Below are 16,223 nucleotides of genomic sequence, written 5' to 3'. Positions count from 1 at the left end.
GACCGTCCGTCGTGCTTACCCCGCCAGCGCCCTTGCGTGATGCCGCAGGTGGTCGTCGATGAAGCTGGCGATGAAGTAGTAGCTGTGGTCGTAGCCCGGCTGCAGGCGCAGCGTCAGCGGGTGGCCGGCGGCGGTGGCGGCGGCGTGCAGGGCCTCGGGCTTGAGCTGTTCGGCGAGGAAGCCGTCGGCTTCGCCCTGGTCGACCAGCAGCGGCAGGCGTTCGCGGGCTTGCGCGATCAGCGCGCAGGTGTCCCATTCGCGCCACTGCGCGCGGTCTTCGCCCAGGTAGCGCGACAAGGCCTTTTCGCCCCAGGGACACTGCATCGGGTTGCTGATCGGCGCAAAGGCAGACACCGAGCGATAGCGCCCCGGGTTGCGCAGCGCGCACACCAGCGCACCGTGGCCGCCCATCGAATGCCCGCTGATGCCGCGGCGGTCGGAGGCGGGGAAGTTGGCCTCGATCAGCGCCGGTAGCTCCTCGACCACGTAGTCGTACATGCGGTAGTGGCGTGACCACGGCGCCTGGGTGGCGTTCACATAGAAGCCGGCGCCGTGGCCGAAGTCCCAGGCCCCGTCCGGGTCGCCGGGCACCTCGGCGCCGCGCGGGCTGGTGTCAGGGGCGACGATGATGAGGCCGAGCTCGGCCGCCATGCGCTGCGCACCCGCCTTCTGCATGAAGTTCTCGTCGGTGCAGGTGAGCCCCGACAACCAGTACAGCACCGGCAGGCGGGCGCCTGCCTGCGCGGCCTGGGGCGGCAGATAGACCGCGAACACCATGTCGCAGCCGAGCACGTCCGAGTGGTGGCGGATGCGCTTGTGCCAGCCGCCGAAGCTCTTCTGGGTGCTGAGGATCTCCAGGCTCACGATCTGCTCTCCCGCGTCAGAAATGGATCACCGTGCGGATGCTCTTGCCTTCGTGCATCAGCTCGAAAGCCTGGTTGATGTCGTCGAGCGGCATGTTGTGGGTGATGAAGGTGTCGAGCGGGATCTCGCCCCTCTGCGCCTTCTGCACGTAGCTCGGCAGCTCGGTACGGCCCTTGACGCCGCCGAAGGCGCTGCCGCGCCACACGCGGCCGGTGACGAGCTGGAACGGCCGGGTGCTGATCTCCTGCCCCGCGCCGGCCACGCCGATGATGGTCGATTCGCCCCAGCCCTTGTGGCAGCACTCGAGCGCGGCGCGCATCAGCTTGACGTTGCCCACGCACTCGAAGGAGTAATCGACGCCGCCGTCGGTCATGTCGACGATGACCTCCTGGATCGGCTTGTCGAAATCGTTCGGATTGACGAAGTCGGTCGCGCCCAGCTCGCGGGCGATGTCGAACTTGGCGGGGTTGATGTCGATGGCGATGATGCGCCCGGCCTTGGCCATCTTGGCGCCGATGATCGCCGCCAGGCCGATACCGCCGAGGCCGAAGATGGCCACGCTGGCGCCTTCTTCCACCTTGGCGGTGTTGAGCACCGCGCCGATGCCGGTGGTGACGCCGCAGCCGAGCAGGCAGACCTTGTCGAGCGGCGCGTCCTTGGGGATCTTGGCGAGCGAGATCTCGGGCACCACGGTGTATTCCGAGAAGGTCGAGGTGCCCATGTAGTGGTAGATCGGCTGGCCCTGGTAGGAGAAGCGCGTGGTGCCGTCGGGCATCAGGCCCTTGCCCTGGGTGGCGCGCACCGCCTGGCACAGGTTGGTCTTGCCCGACTTGCAGAACTTGCACTCGCGGCATTCGGCCGTGTACAGCGGGATCACGTGGTCGCCCACGGCGAGCGAGGTCACGCCTTCGCCCACCGCCTCGACGATGCCGCCGCCCTCGTGGCCGAGAATGGACGGGAAGATGCCTTCGGGGTCGTCGCCCGACAGCGTGAAGGCGTCGGTGTGGCACACGCCGCTGGCGACGATGCGCACGAGCACCTCGCCCTTCCTGGGCGGCTCGACGTCGACCTCGACGATCTGCAGGGGCTGGTTGGCAGCAAAGGCAACCGCGGCGCGGGATTTGATGGTCATGGCGGACATCCTGATGGCAAGCGGGCCCACGGCCTGCGACCGGCAAAGTATCGCCATGCCGCTAAATCCGATAAATGATTAATTTGAGATTTCACGCTTCCAGTTTCTGGAATACTCCAGGCTTCGGCCTGGCCCTGGCCAAACTGGATTCCGAGCATGCTCAACCGCCTGGAGATGCTGCGCATCTTCTGCACCGCCGCCGAATCGCACAACTTCAAGGACGCCGCCAAGCGCCTCGGCGTGTCGCCGCAGGCGGTCACCCGCGCCGTGAAGGAGCTGGAAGACCACGTCGGCGAACTGCTCTTCCACCGCAATACCCGCCACAACCGCATCACCGAGTTCGGCGAGCAGCTTGCGGCGCGCGCGCGCCACAGCCTGCAGAGCGTGGATGCGATCTTCCACGGCGCCGAGCAGGCGCGTGACAGCGAGCTGGCCGGCCTGGTGCGCATCACCGCGCCGCGGGCGCTCGGCCGCCACGGGCTGATGCGCGTGCTCGGCGCCTTGTGTGCGCAGCACCCCGGGCTGCAGCTCGACCTGCGCTTTTCCGACCAGTTTGCCGACATGGTCGACGAGCAGATCGACATCGGCATCCGTGTCGGCGTGTTGCGCGACAGCCGCTTCGTCGCACGCGCGGTGTCGCGCGTGTCCTTCCACATCGTCGCCGCGCCCGAACTGCTCGCGCGCTGCGGCGCCCCGGCGACGCTGCAGGACCTGGCCGAGCGCCCCACCACCGTCGCTATCGACCCCAACACCGGGCGGCCGTGGGCGTGGTTCCTGGCCGGCGGCCAGCAATGGCTGCCGCGCACACCCACCTTCGCCACCGACGACACCGGTGCCGAGGCCGAGGCGGTGCTGGCCGGCGTCGGCTTCGGCCAGCTCACCGCCTACCTGGCGGCGCCGCACCTGCGCGCAGGGCGCTTGGTCGAGGTGCTGCCCGAACTCGCGCCCGAGCCCTGGAGCCTGTCGGTGTACCGCCCGCAGCGCGGCCCGGTGGCGGCGCGCATCCGTCTGGTGTTCGACCGGCTGGTGGAGTACTTCGGCGAGCGGGCGCAGTTTCCGTAGTCAGGGCGCCCGGCGGCCGCTGCCCGTGTGCGCCGGCAGCGCCGAGTCAGCCGCCCACAGGTGCGCGGCGATGAGCGCGCGCCACGGCGAAAAACCCGCCAGCCAGCGGCGCGCATCGTGCTCGCCGAGCCTGTCCGGCGCACCGAGCAGTGCCTGCAGCGCACGCCGCACGGCCGCATCGCCGTGCAGCGAGCCGTCCATCCAGCCGAAACCGCGCAGCAAGGTGTAATCCACCGTCCACGGGCCAACGCCGCGCACGCTCATCAGCTGGTTGCGGATGTCGTCCACCGCAAGCGTGTGCAGCCAGGCGTCGAGCGGCAGCGTACCGTCCGCCATCAGGTGGGCAAGGGTGTGCAGGGTGTTTGCCTTGGCCGCGGAGAAGCCCTCGGCGCGCAGCGCCGCCACCGTCAGCGCCGCTACCCGGCCGGCGTCCGGGTAGCACATCAGGCCGCAGGTGTGGCGCACCCCCGCCGCCACAATCAGCTTGCGCCGCAACGCAACCGCCGCCCCCAGACTGATCTGCTGCCCGGTCACCGCCCAGCTCAGCGCCTCGAATGGCGTCGCCGCCACCGCCACGCGCAAGCCGGCCTGGCGAGCGATCAGCGCGCCGGCCTGCGGGTGCGCACGGTGCTGGCGCTCGAAGGACTCGATGTCCTGGGTCAGCCCGAGCATGCGCCGCACCATGGCCTGGAACCGCGCCGAGCACTCCGCAGCCGCCGCGCCGTCGATGGCGAGCTCGGCCACCGCCCGACCCGGCTCTAAGCGCAGCGCCAGGCACGCCGCCAGGCCGTTCCACACCAGTCCCTTGCGCAAGGACGCCGCGTCTGCCGACTCGGCCACTTCATGCGCGTCGCGGCGGTGGAAGGCGAGAATGTCGCCCGGCCGGAAGGTGGCGGGCAGCGCGAGGGTGCAGGAGAGGGTGGTGGGCATGGTTCGACTGGATCGGACGCCATTCGTGCAGGCCAATGCCAGGACTGCACTCAAGATGACGGAACGTCCGGCGAATTCCGTGCTTCGTCGGTCCTGGCGCCCGGCGCTATCGGCAGGCGCAGATCGGATTCCTCCATCCACTCCCGCCACACAGCCATCAGTACCGCCAGGACCACCGGGCCGAGGAACAGCCCCACCAGCCCGAACGCCGCCAGCCCGCCCAGCACGCCGAACATGACCAGCAGGAAGGGGATGCGCGTCGCATTGCTGATCACCAGCGGGCGCACCAGGTTATCGACCCAACTCACCACCAGCACGCCCCAGGCGAGCAGGCCGAGCCCCTCGACAGTGTCGCCGCGGATCAGCAGCCAGACGACCACAGCCCCCCAGGCGAACGGTGTGCCGAAAGGGATGAGGGCGATCAGCGCGGTGATCGCGCCGAGCAGCACCGGCGCCTGCATGCCCGCCCACCAGTAACCCAGACCCGCCACGAATCCCTGCGCAAGCGCGGTGGCAACCAGCCCCCAGACTACGGCCTTGGTCATGTTGCCGACCGCTGCGAGGTAGTTGTCGATACGGCTACCCAGGAACCGGTACAGCACGCGGTGGACCTGATTCAGCACTGTCTCGCCGTCGCGGAACAGGAAGAACACGGTGATCAGCGCAAAGCCCAGTTTGGCGGCATTGCGACCGACGTCGCCCACCAGCCCCACCAGATGGTCCGCCCCCTGGCTGACCCAGTTGGTCATCTGTTCCCGAAATGACTCCGGGTCACGCACCACGTCGTCGAGTACGCCCTGCAGATACGTCCCCAGCCACGGTAGCGTATGGATGAACTCGGGCAGCGTTGGTGGCCCCTGGCGGAGCTGAGCGGTCAGCGCGGCGATGGCCGAGCCGATCTCCCCGCGCAACAGCACGGCAATCCACAGCGCGGGCAGCACGAAGGCCGCCGTCAGCAGCATTGTCATCAGGAAGGCGCTGAGACCCGGATAGCGTGTCAGGCGATCGCGGAGGCGCAGGAAGAGCGGCCAGGTCGCGTAGGCGACGATGATCGCCCACGCGACCGGTACGATGAACAGATGCAGCACCGCGTAGCCGAGCAGCAACAGCCCGCCCAGCAGAAAACCCAGGATGACTCGGCGCACCAGGCGTTCGGCGACCTGGTCGATCATGGTCGGTGCGCCCAGCGAGTCACGGCCTCACCGGGCCTCGATCGGGGGTTGCTCGCGAACACTGTCATCCGGCTCTCCTTCGAGCGGAGTCTCTGTATCAAGCTCCGGCAGGCGCACTGCCAGAACCTTGTCGATGCGCTTGCCGTCCAGATCGATCACCTCCAGGCGCCAGCCCTCCCAGGTGGCCACGTCGCCGGTGCCGGGCAGGCGGCCGAGCAGCCACATCATCATCCCCGACAAGGTGTGATAGCGGCCCTTGTCTTCCTCGGGCACCTGCTTGAAGCCGAGCCGGTCCTTCATCTCGACGATGGGAATGAGCCCATCCAGCAGCCAGGAGCCGTCCTCGCGCTGCACCGCCCAGGCATCCTCGTCGTCCTGGGTCACGAATTCGCCCGTGACCGACTCGATCACGTCGTGGAGGGTGACCATGCCGAGGACCTCGCCGTACTCGTCGATCACGAACACGAAGTAGGTGCCCGAGCTCCTGAAGCGATCGAGCAGTTCCATGCCGGTCAGCGATTCGGGCACATAGACCGCCTCCTGCAGATCCTTCGTGAGGTCTACCGGCTCGCCGCGGAGCACCTGCGCAAAGAGCTTCTTCGAGCTTGCAACTCCCAGGATATCGTCGAGACTGCCGCGGCACACCGGGAAGCACGAATGCGCCGATTCTGCGACCAGGGCGAGGTTCTCGTCGAGCGGGCGGTTGACGTCCAGGCAGATGACATCCGAACGCGGCACCATCAACGAGCCGATCTGCCGCTCATCGAGGCGGAACACATTGCGCACCATCTCGTGCTCGCTCTTCTCGATCACGCCGGCCTCCGAACCCTCGTCGAGCAGGGCATGAATCTCTTCCTCGGTCACCGTCGACACCAGCGTCTCGCGCTGGCCCATCAGACGCAGCATGAGGGATGTCGAGCCTGACAGGAGGCGAACGAAGGGGCGTGAGACGCCTGCAAGCATGCTCATCGGCCGCGCCACCAGGCGGGCGATACCTTCCGGGTCGAGCTGGCCCAGGCGCTTCGGTACCAGTTCGCCGATCACGATCGATACATAGGTGATCATCACGACGACCAGGGTGGTCGCGCCGATCTCGCTCGGACGCTCGGCCACGCCCAGGCGTTGAAGCCACTCGGCCAGCGGACCGGCGAGCGCAGCCTCACCGAAGATGCCGCTGAGGATGCCGATCGAGGTGATGCCGATCTGGATGGTGGACAGAAAGCGGTTCGGGTCCTCGCCGAGCTGGATGGCGACGGCCGCAGCCCGGTCGCCATCCTCGGCCAGTCGTGCGAGGCGTGCGCGCCGCGCCGTGACCAGGGCGATCTCCGACATGGCGAATACGCCATTGAGCAGGATGAGGGTGACGAGTATCAGGATATCCATGGCGGACTCTTGTGCTGAATCAGTGCGACGGCGGTGTCGGAGGCGCGCCGTTTTCCGCATTCACCTCCAGCCCAAGCGCGCGTGCTCGCTTCACCCACAGTTGCCGGGCGAGATGCTGCATGTCATCGACCTTGTCGCCCTCGTCGACGATCTCGATGCCGAGCAGTGTTTCGACCACGTCTTCCAGGGTGACCACGCCCTTGGTCTCACCGTACTCGCCAATCACCACTGCGATGTGGTGGCGCTTGTCCAGCAGCAGTTCGAGCAGGGTCGACAAGAGGGTGGCGCCGGCGACGGCCAGGATGTCGCGGCGCAGAGCGGTCAGCGGCCGGTTGCCCGTGCCCTGCGTCTGCGCCAGCAGCAGATCCTCGCGCAACACGAAACCGGTCACGGCGTCCAGGTCGGTGGCGTAGACCGGGATGCGGGAAAAGGGCGTGCTCATCTTCGCCTGCAAGGCGTCGGAAATGTTCAGGCCCTCGGGCAGGGCCACCATCACTGTGCGCGGCGTCATGATGTCCTGCGCACGCAGCGAACCGAAACGAAACAGGTTGCGGATGATGCGCGATTCGCGGTCGTTGATGTGTCCGGCTTCCTGCCCGATGTTGGCCATGGCGATGAACTCGTCACGGCTGAAGACATGCACCGTCTGCCCGCGTGCGATCAGTTTGGTGAGTTTCTCGGACACCAGGATGAGCGGATACATGCTCTTGATCAGGATGTTCACGTACAGCGCGGTGATCCCGGTCAGACTGCGCCAATACACCGCACCCAGGGTCTTCGGCAGGATCTCCGAGAGGAACAGGATCAGCAGGGTCATCACGGCCGAAAACACGCCGAACCAGGCGCTGCCGAACACTGCCGTAGCCTTGGCGCCGGCGCCGATGGCCCCCACGGTATGGGCAATGGTGTTCAGGGTGAGGATCGCGGCCAGCGAGCGGTCGATGTTCTCGCCCTTGAGCTTCTTGAGCAGGGCGGCGCGCTTGGGGTCGGAGCTTTCGAGCTCAGCGATGAAGGACGGCGTGATGCTGAGCAGCACGGCTTCCGCCACCGAACACATGAAGGAGAACAGCAGTGCGAGCAGCACATAGGTGAGGAGCAGGATGACGTCGCTGCTCGATGGGTCGGCAACCAGGCCGGTGTCTGCGGCTGCCGGAAGCGCCAGGCCGAGAAGCAGCAGGCCGGCGCAGAGGTGGAAGCGAGAGGAAAGGTAAGATCGAGGCTCAGGGTCGTTCATGAAAGGCGCGTACCGGTGTGCCGGACGCTGCAGTTGAGAAGCGGCGAGACTAGCAGAAAATGCCTTCACCGGATGTGCGCTTGCGCGGCATGGGGCCGTCCTCTGTGGTGCCCGGAACGAAATGCCGGCGCGCGGGACGAACACAGGGCCATGTCATGGATGGCCCGACCCCCGCAGCAGGCCGGGGCATCGCCTGCCGTACCAAACCGCCCATGAGATCAATGCCCTGATGATCCGACTCCAGAACCTGAGCATGCACTACACCCTGGGTGAATCGCGCATCGACATCCTGCGCGACGTGAGCCTCAGCATCGCCGCCGGCGAACGCGTGGCGATCGCCGGCCCGTCGGGCACCGGCAAGACCTCGTTGCTATTGCTGCTCGCCGGACTTGAGAGGCCCGCAGCGGGGTCGGTGCTGTTTGATGGTCGTGCGCTGGAGACGCTGGATCGCGATCAACTTGCCGACCTGCGGCGCGACCGCATGGGCATCGTGTTTCAGTCCTTCCATCTGGTGCCCAGCCTCAGTGCACTGGACAACGCCGCGCTGCCGCTGGAAATTGCCGGCCGGCGGGATGCGCGCGAGCGTGCCCGGGCGATGCTCGATCGCGTAGGGCTGGGCGGGCGGCTCGATCACTACCCCGGACAGCTTTCCGGTGGCGAGCAGCAGCGCGTGGCGATCGCCCGCGCGCTGGTGCATCAACCCAAGCTGGTGCTCGCAGACGAGCCCACCGGCAACCTGGACGACCGCACCGGTGCCGCGATCGGCGAACTGCTGCTCCATCTGAACGCCGAGAGCGGGACGACCCTGGTACTGGTCACCCACGACATGCGCTTCGCCGCACGGTGCGACCGTGTGCTCCGTCTGTCCGGGGGGCAACTCGTAGAGAATGAACCGCTTGCGGCGGTGTCCGATGCCCACCCTGCTTAAGCTCGCCTGGCGCGATCTGCGCGGCAGCGGGCGCACGCTATGGGTGTTCTGCGCCTGTCTGGCGCTGGGCGTGACCCTGATCGCGGCCAGTGGTGGACTGTATCGCCAGGTTGGCGCCAGCCTGCTGGCCGATACCCGCGTGCTGTTCGGCGGCGATGTCGAGGTCCGCACCCGGGTGCCGCTGCCCGAAGAGATGCTGGAGTGGATGCAGGCACGCGGCACCGTATCGCGCCTGATCGAGTTTCGCACCATGCTGATGACCGCGGCGGGTGATGCGCATCTGGTCGAACTGCAGAGCACCGACGACACCTATCCCCTTTACGGCACGGTGGAACTCCTGCCGGCACAAGCCTTGAATGACGCACTCGCCGTTCGGGGCGGCGTGCATGGCGCGGCCGTTGACCGCGTGCTCGCCGAACGGCTGGCCTTGACGGTAGGCGAGCGCATCGAGCTCGGCGAGAGCCTGCTGGAAGTGCGCGCCATCATCGCGCGCCAGCCCGACCGCAGCCTGCGTGCCGACTGGAGCGGCCCGCCCGTGCTGATCTCTGCCGCCGCCCTCGCGGATACCGCGTTGCTGCAACCCGGCAGCCGCCCCGAGTATCGCTATCGGGTGCGCAGCGAACTCGCGCCGAACGCCTGGCGCGAAGCGTTCATGAGCGCCTTCCCCGACAGCGAGGCTGAGGTGCGCACCTTCATCGAGCGCAATGCCCGGCTGGGTGAAGTCCTCGGACAGATCGGCTCGGGCGTGCTGTTGATCGGCTTCAGCGCGCTCTTCATCGGTGGGCTGGGGGTGTTCAACAGCGTGCAGGCTTACCTGCAGGGCAAGCTCGGCACCCTCGCCACACTGCGCGCAGTGGGCTTGCGCGACGGCCGGCTGGCGGCTGTGTATCTGTTGCAGATCCTGATCCTGGCCGGCGCGTCGGCTCTGGGCGGCGTGCTGTTGGGCGCCTTGCTCGCGGTGATTGGCAGTAGCGTGGTGGCCGAACGCCTGCCGCTCGCCGGGGCGTGGACGGTGCTGATCGCACCGCTCGCCGCCGCATGGTTGATGGGGGTGCTGACCGCGCTGCTCTTCGCGCTGCCCGCGCTGGGCCGGGCGCTCACCATCGAGCCTGCCGCCCTGTTCCGCGGCGTGCTCGGCGTCACCACCCGCACGCCGGCTCGTGCCTGGTGGCTCACCGCGCTCTGCGCCCTGGTGGCGGTCGGCTTTCTGCTGGTCGTGATGCCCGACCCGTTGTTCGGCCTTGCCTTTGTCGCCGCGTTGTTGCTGGTGCTGGCCTTGCTCGAAGGGCTGGTGCGACTGTTGCGGATGCTGGCACGGCGTCTGGCCGGTAGTCCCTGGCTGGTGGGCCGGTTCGCCTTGCGCATGGCTGTCACCGGCCTGTACCGGGCCGATTCGCCGCTGCGTCCAACCCTGCTTTCACTCGGCTCCGCGCTCACGCTGCTGGTCGCGTCGACCCTGGTCGTGCTTGCGCTGCTGCACACCATCGAGGAGACCGTCCCTGAGCGCGCGCCTGCGCTGGTGTTCTACGATATCGCCGCCGCACACAAGGACGACTTCGAAGCGCTGGTGCATGAAGCCCCGTCGCTCGAACAGGTCGATCTCGCGCCATTGGTCCTGGGCCGCCTCGCCGCCGTCAACGACGAGGCACTGCGTGACAGTGCCGACCCGCGCCGCCGTCTGGAGGCGCGTGACGAGCACAAGATGAGCACCCTGCAGAACAATTTCGACCAGGTGGTCGTCACCCGCGGCGCCTGGTGGCCGGACGACTACCGCGGTCCGGCACGGGTGGCGATGGAAGACCGCGAAGCCGATCAGCTCGGCCTGCAGGTCGGCGACACGCTGGCGTTCGAGATTCTCGGCCAGCGGATCAGCGCGGAGCTCGTCGCGATCTATGCCCAGAAGCGCTTCCAGTCGCGCCTGTGGCTGGAGGCGATCTTCTCGGACGGCGCGCTCGATCCCTTCATCACCCGCTACGTCGGCCTGGCCTACATGAACGGGGCGGATGCGGTCGCCACGCAGAACCGCATCGCCGCTGCACAGCCCAACGTGGTCACGGTGCGCACCGACCTGCTCCTCGACGAGGCGCGCGCCATCCTGGGCCGTGCTGCGGCAGGTCTGAGCGCGATTGCAGCGGTCACCCTGAGCGCCAGCCTGCTGGTACTGGTCAGCGTCATCGCCGCGGGTCGCGCACGGCAGATCTATCTCGCCACCTTGCTCAACACCCTCGGCGCCAGAGTCCGTGCCATCGGTCACGCCCTGTATCTGGAGTATCTGCTCCTCGCGGCACTGACGACGGCCTTCGCCAGCGTGGCCGGTAGTGCGCTGGGCGCACTGCTGCTGCACTACCGGCTCCAACTCGATGCGCCCTTGGGCTGGTTCGCCGGCAGCCTGCTTGCGGCGGTGATCAGCGTGGGGGCGCTTGGGTTCGGCGCTCACTATCTCCTGCGCCAACTGCGCATGTCACCGGCAGCGCTGTTACGCAGCGCTGGTGGCTGATCTTCATGCCAGCCTGATCATTTGCCCATGCTCGCCGCCTGTATGGGAGCCCTGCTGTCCGCTGTTGGCGACCGGGGCGGTGGCGGGCATGGCGGCTCTCATGGTGTGCGAAGCTGCTTTCAGGTGACGCGTGATAGGGACTGTGGGGGGCGGCCGAAGGCGGCTGTTCGGCCTTATGTGGAGCTCCACATAAGGCCGACGACTTGCCTGAGGTTCGAAGAAGCACAGCCGACCGGTCCAGAATTGGTTACCTGCCGTTCGCGTTGGCCAGAATTTCCAGCCTCTATGTCTCTTGATTGGCCGCTTACGGCCTCTTAGTCCCGCCGTGTATCTCCCTCCACGTCATTCGACTGCAGTGCTTCAGGAGCACCATTGCATTCAGCTTTGGCTATCTCGCTTTGCTCATTCAACCAATTGAGCAAGGCGTCGCGGTCGGCAACCGCGAGAGGATCGAACCTGCGCGCAGAAACGACTGCGGTTGTCTCCAACAGAGGCAGTTGGCCGCCGAGCCCACCGATCAAAAGCTCGCGTGACTCTACGAACGCGAACACCCTGTCGAGGAATTCATCATACGGTGTCCCATCGATGGGGGCAGCAAAGCGCAATCGAACCTCGAACACGAGTTCCCGGAACTCGCCAACCCTCAGCTTCTTACGTTGCCGACGGTTGAGGCGGCCAAGCTTGCGGGCGGAGGGCAACACTGCTTCGATCAAGGATTGGTCCTCAAACATCATGCATTTTGACATTGACCCGACTATCAGCTGATCCAGCAGCGAGAGCGCAATTTTCTCCGCTCAGCGGTGGCCACACGCTCTCTGCGCTGATCAACATTTTCACAGGCCTCTACTATTTCGGCGAAGGCGTCCGAGCGCAACCACCTCTTGACCTTGGCAGTCGATTCATTTATCGATTCGGCTAGACGGTTGCCGTTTGAGAAACGCTAGTCTGTACCCGCTTCCCGCTGTTGAGATCGCACACGCTTGCTGCGTGCCCCTTGCTGCTCTAAGTCCGTCATCGCCACCTCCCGCAAGCTGGCTTGGACAAAGCTTAAGTGCAGGTTCGCCGCTTTTCGTGCGGCAGCCGGATCCCGGATAGCGATTGCCTTGGCGATCTCCGCATGCTGCGCATCGAGCAGTCCGACATTGTCCTGTTGATGGTAGAGCGCCTCCCGCGAGCGCAGCATGTTCATACGCATGAGGTTGAAGATGCCGCGCGTCACGTGCACCAGCGCGATGTTGTGAGATGCCTCGGCCACTGCCATGTGGAATTCGACATCTCGCTCGGCATCTTCGAATGCATCAAATTCGCCCCTCCGCTTTCGCATGCGCGTCACAAGCCCATTCAGTTTCTTGATGTCTGTATCCGTGGCGCGAAGAGCCGCGAACTGAGCTGCGATGCACTCGATACCGTGGCGTAGTTCCAGGATGTCATCAACCGTTGAGGGGTGGCGCTGAAGCAGGTGCACCAGCGGATCGGTAATGATCGGAGCGGTCACATCAGTCACGCAATAGCCACCCCCGCGACGTGCCTGCAGCAACCCCCTGCTTTCGAGGACGAGCAGCGCCTCGCGCAAAGAGGGACGAGACACGTCCAGTTGCTTGGAAAGATCTCGCTCGGGAGGCAAGTTGTCTCCAGGCTTGAGTTCTCCACTCGCAATCAGCCCCTCGATCTGCTCGGCAATGGTATCGGACAGGCGCGCACGCCTCGGCTGCACGACGGCGCTGAATGATGAGCTCGACGACATGGCGACTCCTCCTTGGATATCGGTAGTTGAGCGCGCTCCAGGCACGCGGCGGACGTCGCGGATTGTACGTCCTTGATTGCTGCGCTGCAGCGCGCCTGAGAGGTGCAAGCAGCGACCCTTGCGGCTCCATAGATATTAAGGATAGCATTATCAAAATTTCTTGGTCAGACCAAGCAGGCCGGAAGTCCGAGCATACCGGAGGGGGCGCGCCACCGCAGGAATCATCCCTGCAAGGCAGCGAAGCACCGACGGGCAATTCAATCAGAGGAGACAACATGAGCACACAAGGGGATATCGACATCCGTGAAACTGCGGAATGGATCGAAGCGCTGGAAGGTGTTGTAGCGAACGAAGGTCCTGCCCGCGCCCACTACCTGATCGAGACGCTGATCGCGACGGCGCGCCAGGAAGGGGTGAACATCCCTTACTCGGCCACCACCGAGTACATCAACACCATCCCCGCCGAGCAGCAGCCGCCCTACCCGGGCGATCCGGACATGGAGATCAAGTTGCACTCCTACATCCGCTGGAACGCCATGGCGATGGTCGTGCGGGCGAACAAGAACACCAACGTCGGCGGCCACATCGCCTCGTTCGCATCGGCCGCGGCGCTCTATGACGTCGGCTTCTCGCATTTCTGGCACGCGCCCTCCGAGCAGCACGACGGCGACATGATCTACTTCCAGGGCCACTCGGTGCCTGGGGTGTATGCGCGCGCGTTCATGCTCGGCCGCCTGTCCGAGGAGCAGATGGACAATTTCCGCCAGGAAGTGGGCGGCAAGGGCATCTCGTCCTATCCGCACCCCTGGCTGATGCCCGACTTCTGGCAGTTCCCCACCGTATCGATGGGCCTGGGCCCGCTGTGCGCGATCTATCAGGCGCGCTTCATGAAGTACATGGCCAGCCGCGGCATGATCGACGCCACGCGCGCCGAGCAGCGCAAGGTGTGGGCCTTCCTCGGTGACGGCGAGACCGACGAGGTCGAGTCGCTGGGCGCGATCGGCATGGCCGGCCGCGAGAAGCTCGACAACCTCGTGTTCGTCATCAACTGCAACCTGCAGCGCCTCGACGGCCCGGTACGTGGCAACGGCAAGATCATCCAGGAGCTCGAATCGGGCTTCCTCGGTGCGGGCTGGAACGTCATCAAGGTGATCTGGGGCACGGCCTGGGATGCGCTCTTTGCGCGCGACAAGAAGGGCATCCTCAAGCAGCGCATGATGGAGTTGTGCGACGGCGAGTATCAGACCTTCAAGGCCAAGGACGGCGCCTACGTGCGCGAGCACTTCTTCAACACCCCCGAGCTGCGCGCCCTGGTCGCCGACTGGACCGACGACCAGGTGTGGAACCTGAACCGTGGCGGCCACGACCTGTTCAAGATCTTCTCCGCCTACAAGGCCGCCTCCGAGCACAAGGGCCAGCCCACGCTGATCCTGGCCAAGACCATCAAGGGCTTCGGCATGGGTCAGGCCGGCGAGGCGATGAACATCTCGCACCAGCAGAAGAAGATGGACGTCGACGCCATCCGCCGCTTCCGCGACCGCTTCGGCCTGCCTGTGCCGGACGACAAGCTCGAAGAGCTGCCCTACCTGAAGTTCGACGAAGGCTCGCCCGAATACAAGTACATGATGCAGCGCCGCATGGACCTGGGCGGCTTCCTGCCGCAGCGCCGCACCAAGGCCGCGCCGCTGGCCGTGCCCGCGCTGGATGCCTTTGCCGCGCTGCTGAAGGCCTCGGGCGAAGGCCGCGAGCTGTCGACCACGATGGCCATCGTGCGCATCATGAACACGCTGCTCAAGGACAAGCAGATCGGCAAGCACATCGTGCCGATCGTGCCGGACGAAAGCCGCACCTTCGGCATGGAAGGCATGTTCCGCCAGTACGGCATCTGGAACCAGGAAGGCCAGAAGTACGTGCCGGAAGACCATGACCAGCTCATGTTCTACAAGGAAAGCCAGACCGGCCAGGTGCTGCAGGAAGGCATCAACGAAGCCGGCGCCATGGCTGACTGGATCGCCGCCGGCACCGCCTACAGCGTGCATGGCGTGCAGATGGTGCCGTTCTACATCTTCTATTCGATGTTCGGCCTGCAGCGCACCATGGACCTGTGCTGGGCGGCAGCCGACCAGCGCACCCGCGGCTTCATGATCGGCGGTACCGCCGGTCGCACCACGCTGAACGGCGAAGGCCTGCAGCACGAGGACGGCCACAGCCTGTTGATGGCCAACATGATCCCGAACTGCATCAGCTACGACCCGACCTTCCAGTACGAGGTCGCGGTGGTCGTGCAGGACGGCATGCGCCGGATGTTCGCCGAGCAGGAGGACGTGTACTACTACCTCACGGTGATGAACGAGAACTACGAACATCCCGAGATGCCGGCCGGCGCGGAGCAAGACATCCTCAAGGGCCTGTACGCCTTCCGCAAGGGCGCTGCCGGCACCGGTCCGCGCGTGCAGCTGATGGGTTCGGGCACGATCTTCCGCGAAGTGATCGCCGCCGCCGACCTGCTCAAGGCGGACTGGGGGGTGGAGGCCGACATCTGGGGCGCGCCCAGCTTCAACGAACTGGCGCGCAACGGCCAGGACGTCGAGCGCTGGAACCTGCTGCACCCGATGGAGGAGCCGAGGCAGTCGCACGTTGCCCAGAAGCTGGAAGGCGCGCAAGGCCCAGTCATCGCGGCCACCGACTACATCCGCATGCTTCCCGAGCAGATCCGTCCGTTCATCAAGGGCAGCTATGTGACGCTGGGCACTGACGGCTTCGGTCGTTCGGACACCCGCGAGAACCTGCGCCACTTCTTCGAGGTGGATCGTCACTGGGTGACCCTGGCGGCGCTGAAGGCGCTGGCCGACGACGGCGTGATCGGTCGTGACAAGGTTGCGGCAGCCCTGGTCAAGTACAACCTCGACCCGAACAAGCCCAACCCGATGTCGGTCTGAGCGCGCAAGGAGACTAGAACATGAGCCAACTCATTGAAGTGAAGGTTCCGGACATCGGCGATTTCGACGCCGTGCCGGTGATCGAGCTGTTCGTGAAGGTAGGCGACACGATCGCCGTCGATGATGCGATCGCGACGCTGGAATCCGACAAGGCGACGATGGACGTGCCGTCCTCGCACGCCGGCGTGGTCAAGGAAGTGCTGGTCGGCATCGGCGACAAGGTCAGCGAAGGCAGCGTGCTGATCAAGGTCGAGGCGGCTGGTGCCGCAGCGGCTGCGCCGGCGCCTGCCGTTGCGGCTGCTGCCCCGGCCGCTGCAGCGCCGGCTCCGGCCGCTGCG

The 16,223-nt window shown here is 66.0% G+C and carries 13 protein-coding genes; 5 read left to right on the top strand and 8 right to left on the bottom strand.

Annotated features, from left to right (window positions below):
* Positions 1–15 precede the first annotated feature (15 nt).
* Both fghA and C662_RS17260 read right to left on the bottom strand, forming a co-directional pair.
* A complete protein-coding gene (gene fghA, locus C662_RS17265) occupies positions 16–864 on the bottom strand; it encodes an S-formylglutathione hydrolase (protein WP_002932012.1) in 849 nt (282 codons plus the stop codon).
* Positions 865–880: 16 nt separating this feature from the next.
* Complete coding sequence (locus C662_RS17260; protein ID WP_002932009.1) at positions 881–1,996, bottom strand: S-(hydroxymethyl)glutathione dehydrogenase/class III alcohol dehydrogenase; 1,116 nt, start codon at positions 1,994–1,996, stop codon at positions 881–883.
* 156 nt (positions 1,997–2,152) lie between these two features.
* Here C662_RS17260 and C662_RS17255 point away from each other — a divergent pair, with 156 nt between their 5' ends.
* Positions 2,153–3,058: a LysR family transcriptional regulator gene (locus C662_RS17255; RefSeq protein ID WP_002932004.1), complete on the top strand. Its 906-nt coding sequence runs from the start codon at positions 2,153–2,155 to the stop codon at positions 3,056–3,058.
* Here the strand turns inward: C662_RS17255 and C662_RS17250 are convergent, their stop codons facing one another.
* From C662_RS17250 to C662_RS17235, 4 genes are read right to left on the bottom strand one after another with little or no spacing between them, the layout of a single operon-like run.
* On the bottom strand, positions 3,059–3,988 hold the full coding sequence (locus C662_RS17250) for a DNA-3-methyladenine glycosylase family protein (RefSeq protein ID WP_002932001.1): 930 nt from the start codon (positions 3,986–3,988) through the stop codon (positions 3,059–3,061). It abuts the gene before it with no gap.
* Between the two features lie 50 nt (positions 3,989–4,038).
* Positions 4,039–5,160, bottom strand: a complete 1,122-nt coding sequence (locus tag C662_RS17245) for an AI-2E family transporter (RefSeq protein ID WP_002931998.1) — start codon at positions 5,158–5,160, stop codon at positions 4,039–4,041.
* Positions 5,161–5,187: 27 nt separating this feature from the next.
* Positions 5,188–6,543: a hemolysin family protein gene (locus C662_RS17240; RefSeq protein ID WP_002931996.1), complete on the bottom strand. Its 1,356-nt coding sequence runs from the start codon at positions 6,541–6,543 to the stop codon at positions 5,188–5,190.
* A 19-nt stretch (positions 6,544–6,562) separates the two neighbouring features.
* Positions 6,563–7,777, bottom strand: a complete 1,215-nt coding sequence (locus C662_RS17235; protein WP_002931995.1) for a CNNM domain-containing protein — start codon at positions 7,775–7,777, stop codon at positions 6,563–6,565.
* A gap of 229 nt (positions 7,778–8,006) precedes the next feature.
* Here C662_RS17235 and C662_RS17230 point away from each other — a divergent pair, with 229 nt between their 5' ends.
* Together C662_RS17230 and C662_RS17225 are read left to right on the top strand one after the other, a co-directional pair.
* On the top strand, positions 8,007–8,705 hold the full coding sequence (locus tag C662_RS17230; protein WP_002931993.1) for an ABC transporter ATP-binding protein: 699 nt from the start codon (positions 8,007–8,009) through the stop codon (positions 8,703–8,705).
* On the top strand, positions 8,689–11,202 hold the full coding sequence (locus C662_RS17225) for an ABC transporter permease (protein WP_002931991.1): 2,514 nt from the start codon (positions 8,689–8,691) through the stop codon (positions 11,200–11,202). Before C662_RS17230 ends, C662_RS17225 begins: the two co-directional genes overlap by 17 nt.
* A 314-nt stretch (positions 11,203–11,516) precedes the next feature.
* On the opposite strand, the gene C662_RS17220 is transcribed toward C662_RS17225, so the two are convergent.
* Together C662_RS17220 and C662_RS17215 are read right to left on the bottom strand one after the other, a co-directional pair.
* The gene (locus C662_RS17220; RefSeq protein ID WP_157354584.1) at positions 11,517–11,915 is read right to left on the bottom strand and encodes a 50S ribosome-binding protein YggL; all 399 of its coding nucleotides are present in this window, start codon (positions 11,913–11,915) and stop codon (positions 11,517–11,519) included.
* A 227-nt stretch (positions 11,916–12,142) separates the two neighbouring features.
* Positions 12,143–12,946 carry an FCD domain-containing protein gene (locus C662_RS17215; RefSeq protein WP_002931986.1) on the bottom strand — a complete coding sequence of 268 codons (804 nt, stop codon included), beginning with the start codon at positions 12,944–12,946 and terminating at the stop codon, positions 12,143–12,145.
* A 275-nt stretch (positions 12,947–13,221) separates the two neighbouring features.
* On the opposite strand from C662_RS17215, the gene aceE reads away from it, so the two are divergent.
* Both aceE and C662_RS17205 read left to right on the top strand, forming a co-directional pair.
* Positions 13,222–15,885, top strand: coding sequence for a pyruvate dehydrogenase (acetyl-transferring), homodimeric type (aceE, locus tag C662_RS17210; RefSeq protein WP_002931985.1), 2,664 nt, complete (start codon positions 13,222–13,224; stop codon positions 15,883–15,885).
* 20 nt (positions 15,886–15,905) lie between these two features.
* Positions 15,906–16,223, top strand: a 318-nt coding sequence (locus C662_RS17205) for an acetyl-CoA carboxylase biotin carboxyl carrier protein subunit (protein ID WP_002931983.1), incomplete at its 3' end; no start/stop codon positions are given.

The sequence above is a fragment of the Thauera sp. 28 genome (assembly GCF_000310145.2).
Taxonomy (GTDB): Bacteria; Pseudomonadota; Gammaproteobacteria; order Burkholderiales; family Rhodocyclaceae; genus Thauera; species Thauera mechernichensis.
This window is presented reverse-complemented; position numbering and strand designations above follow the sequence as displayed.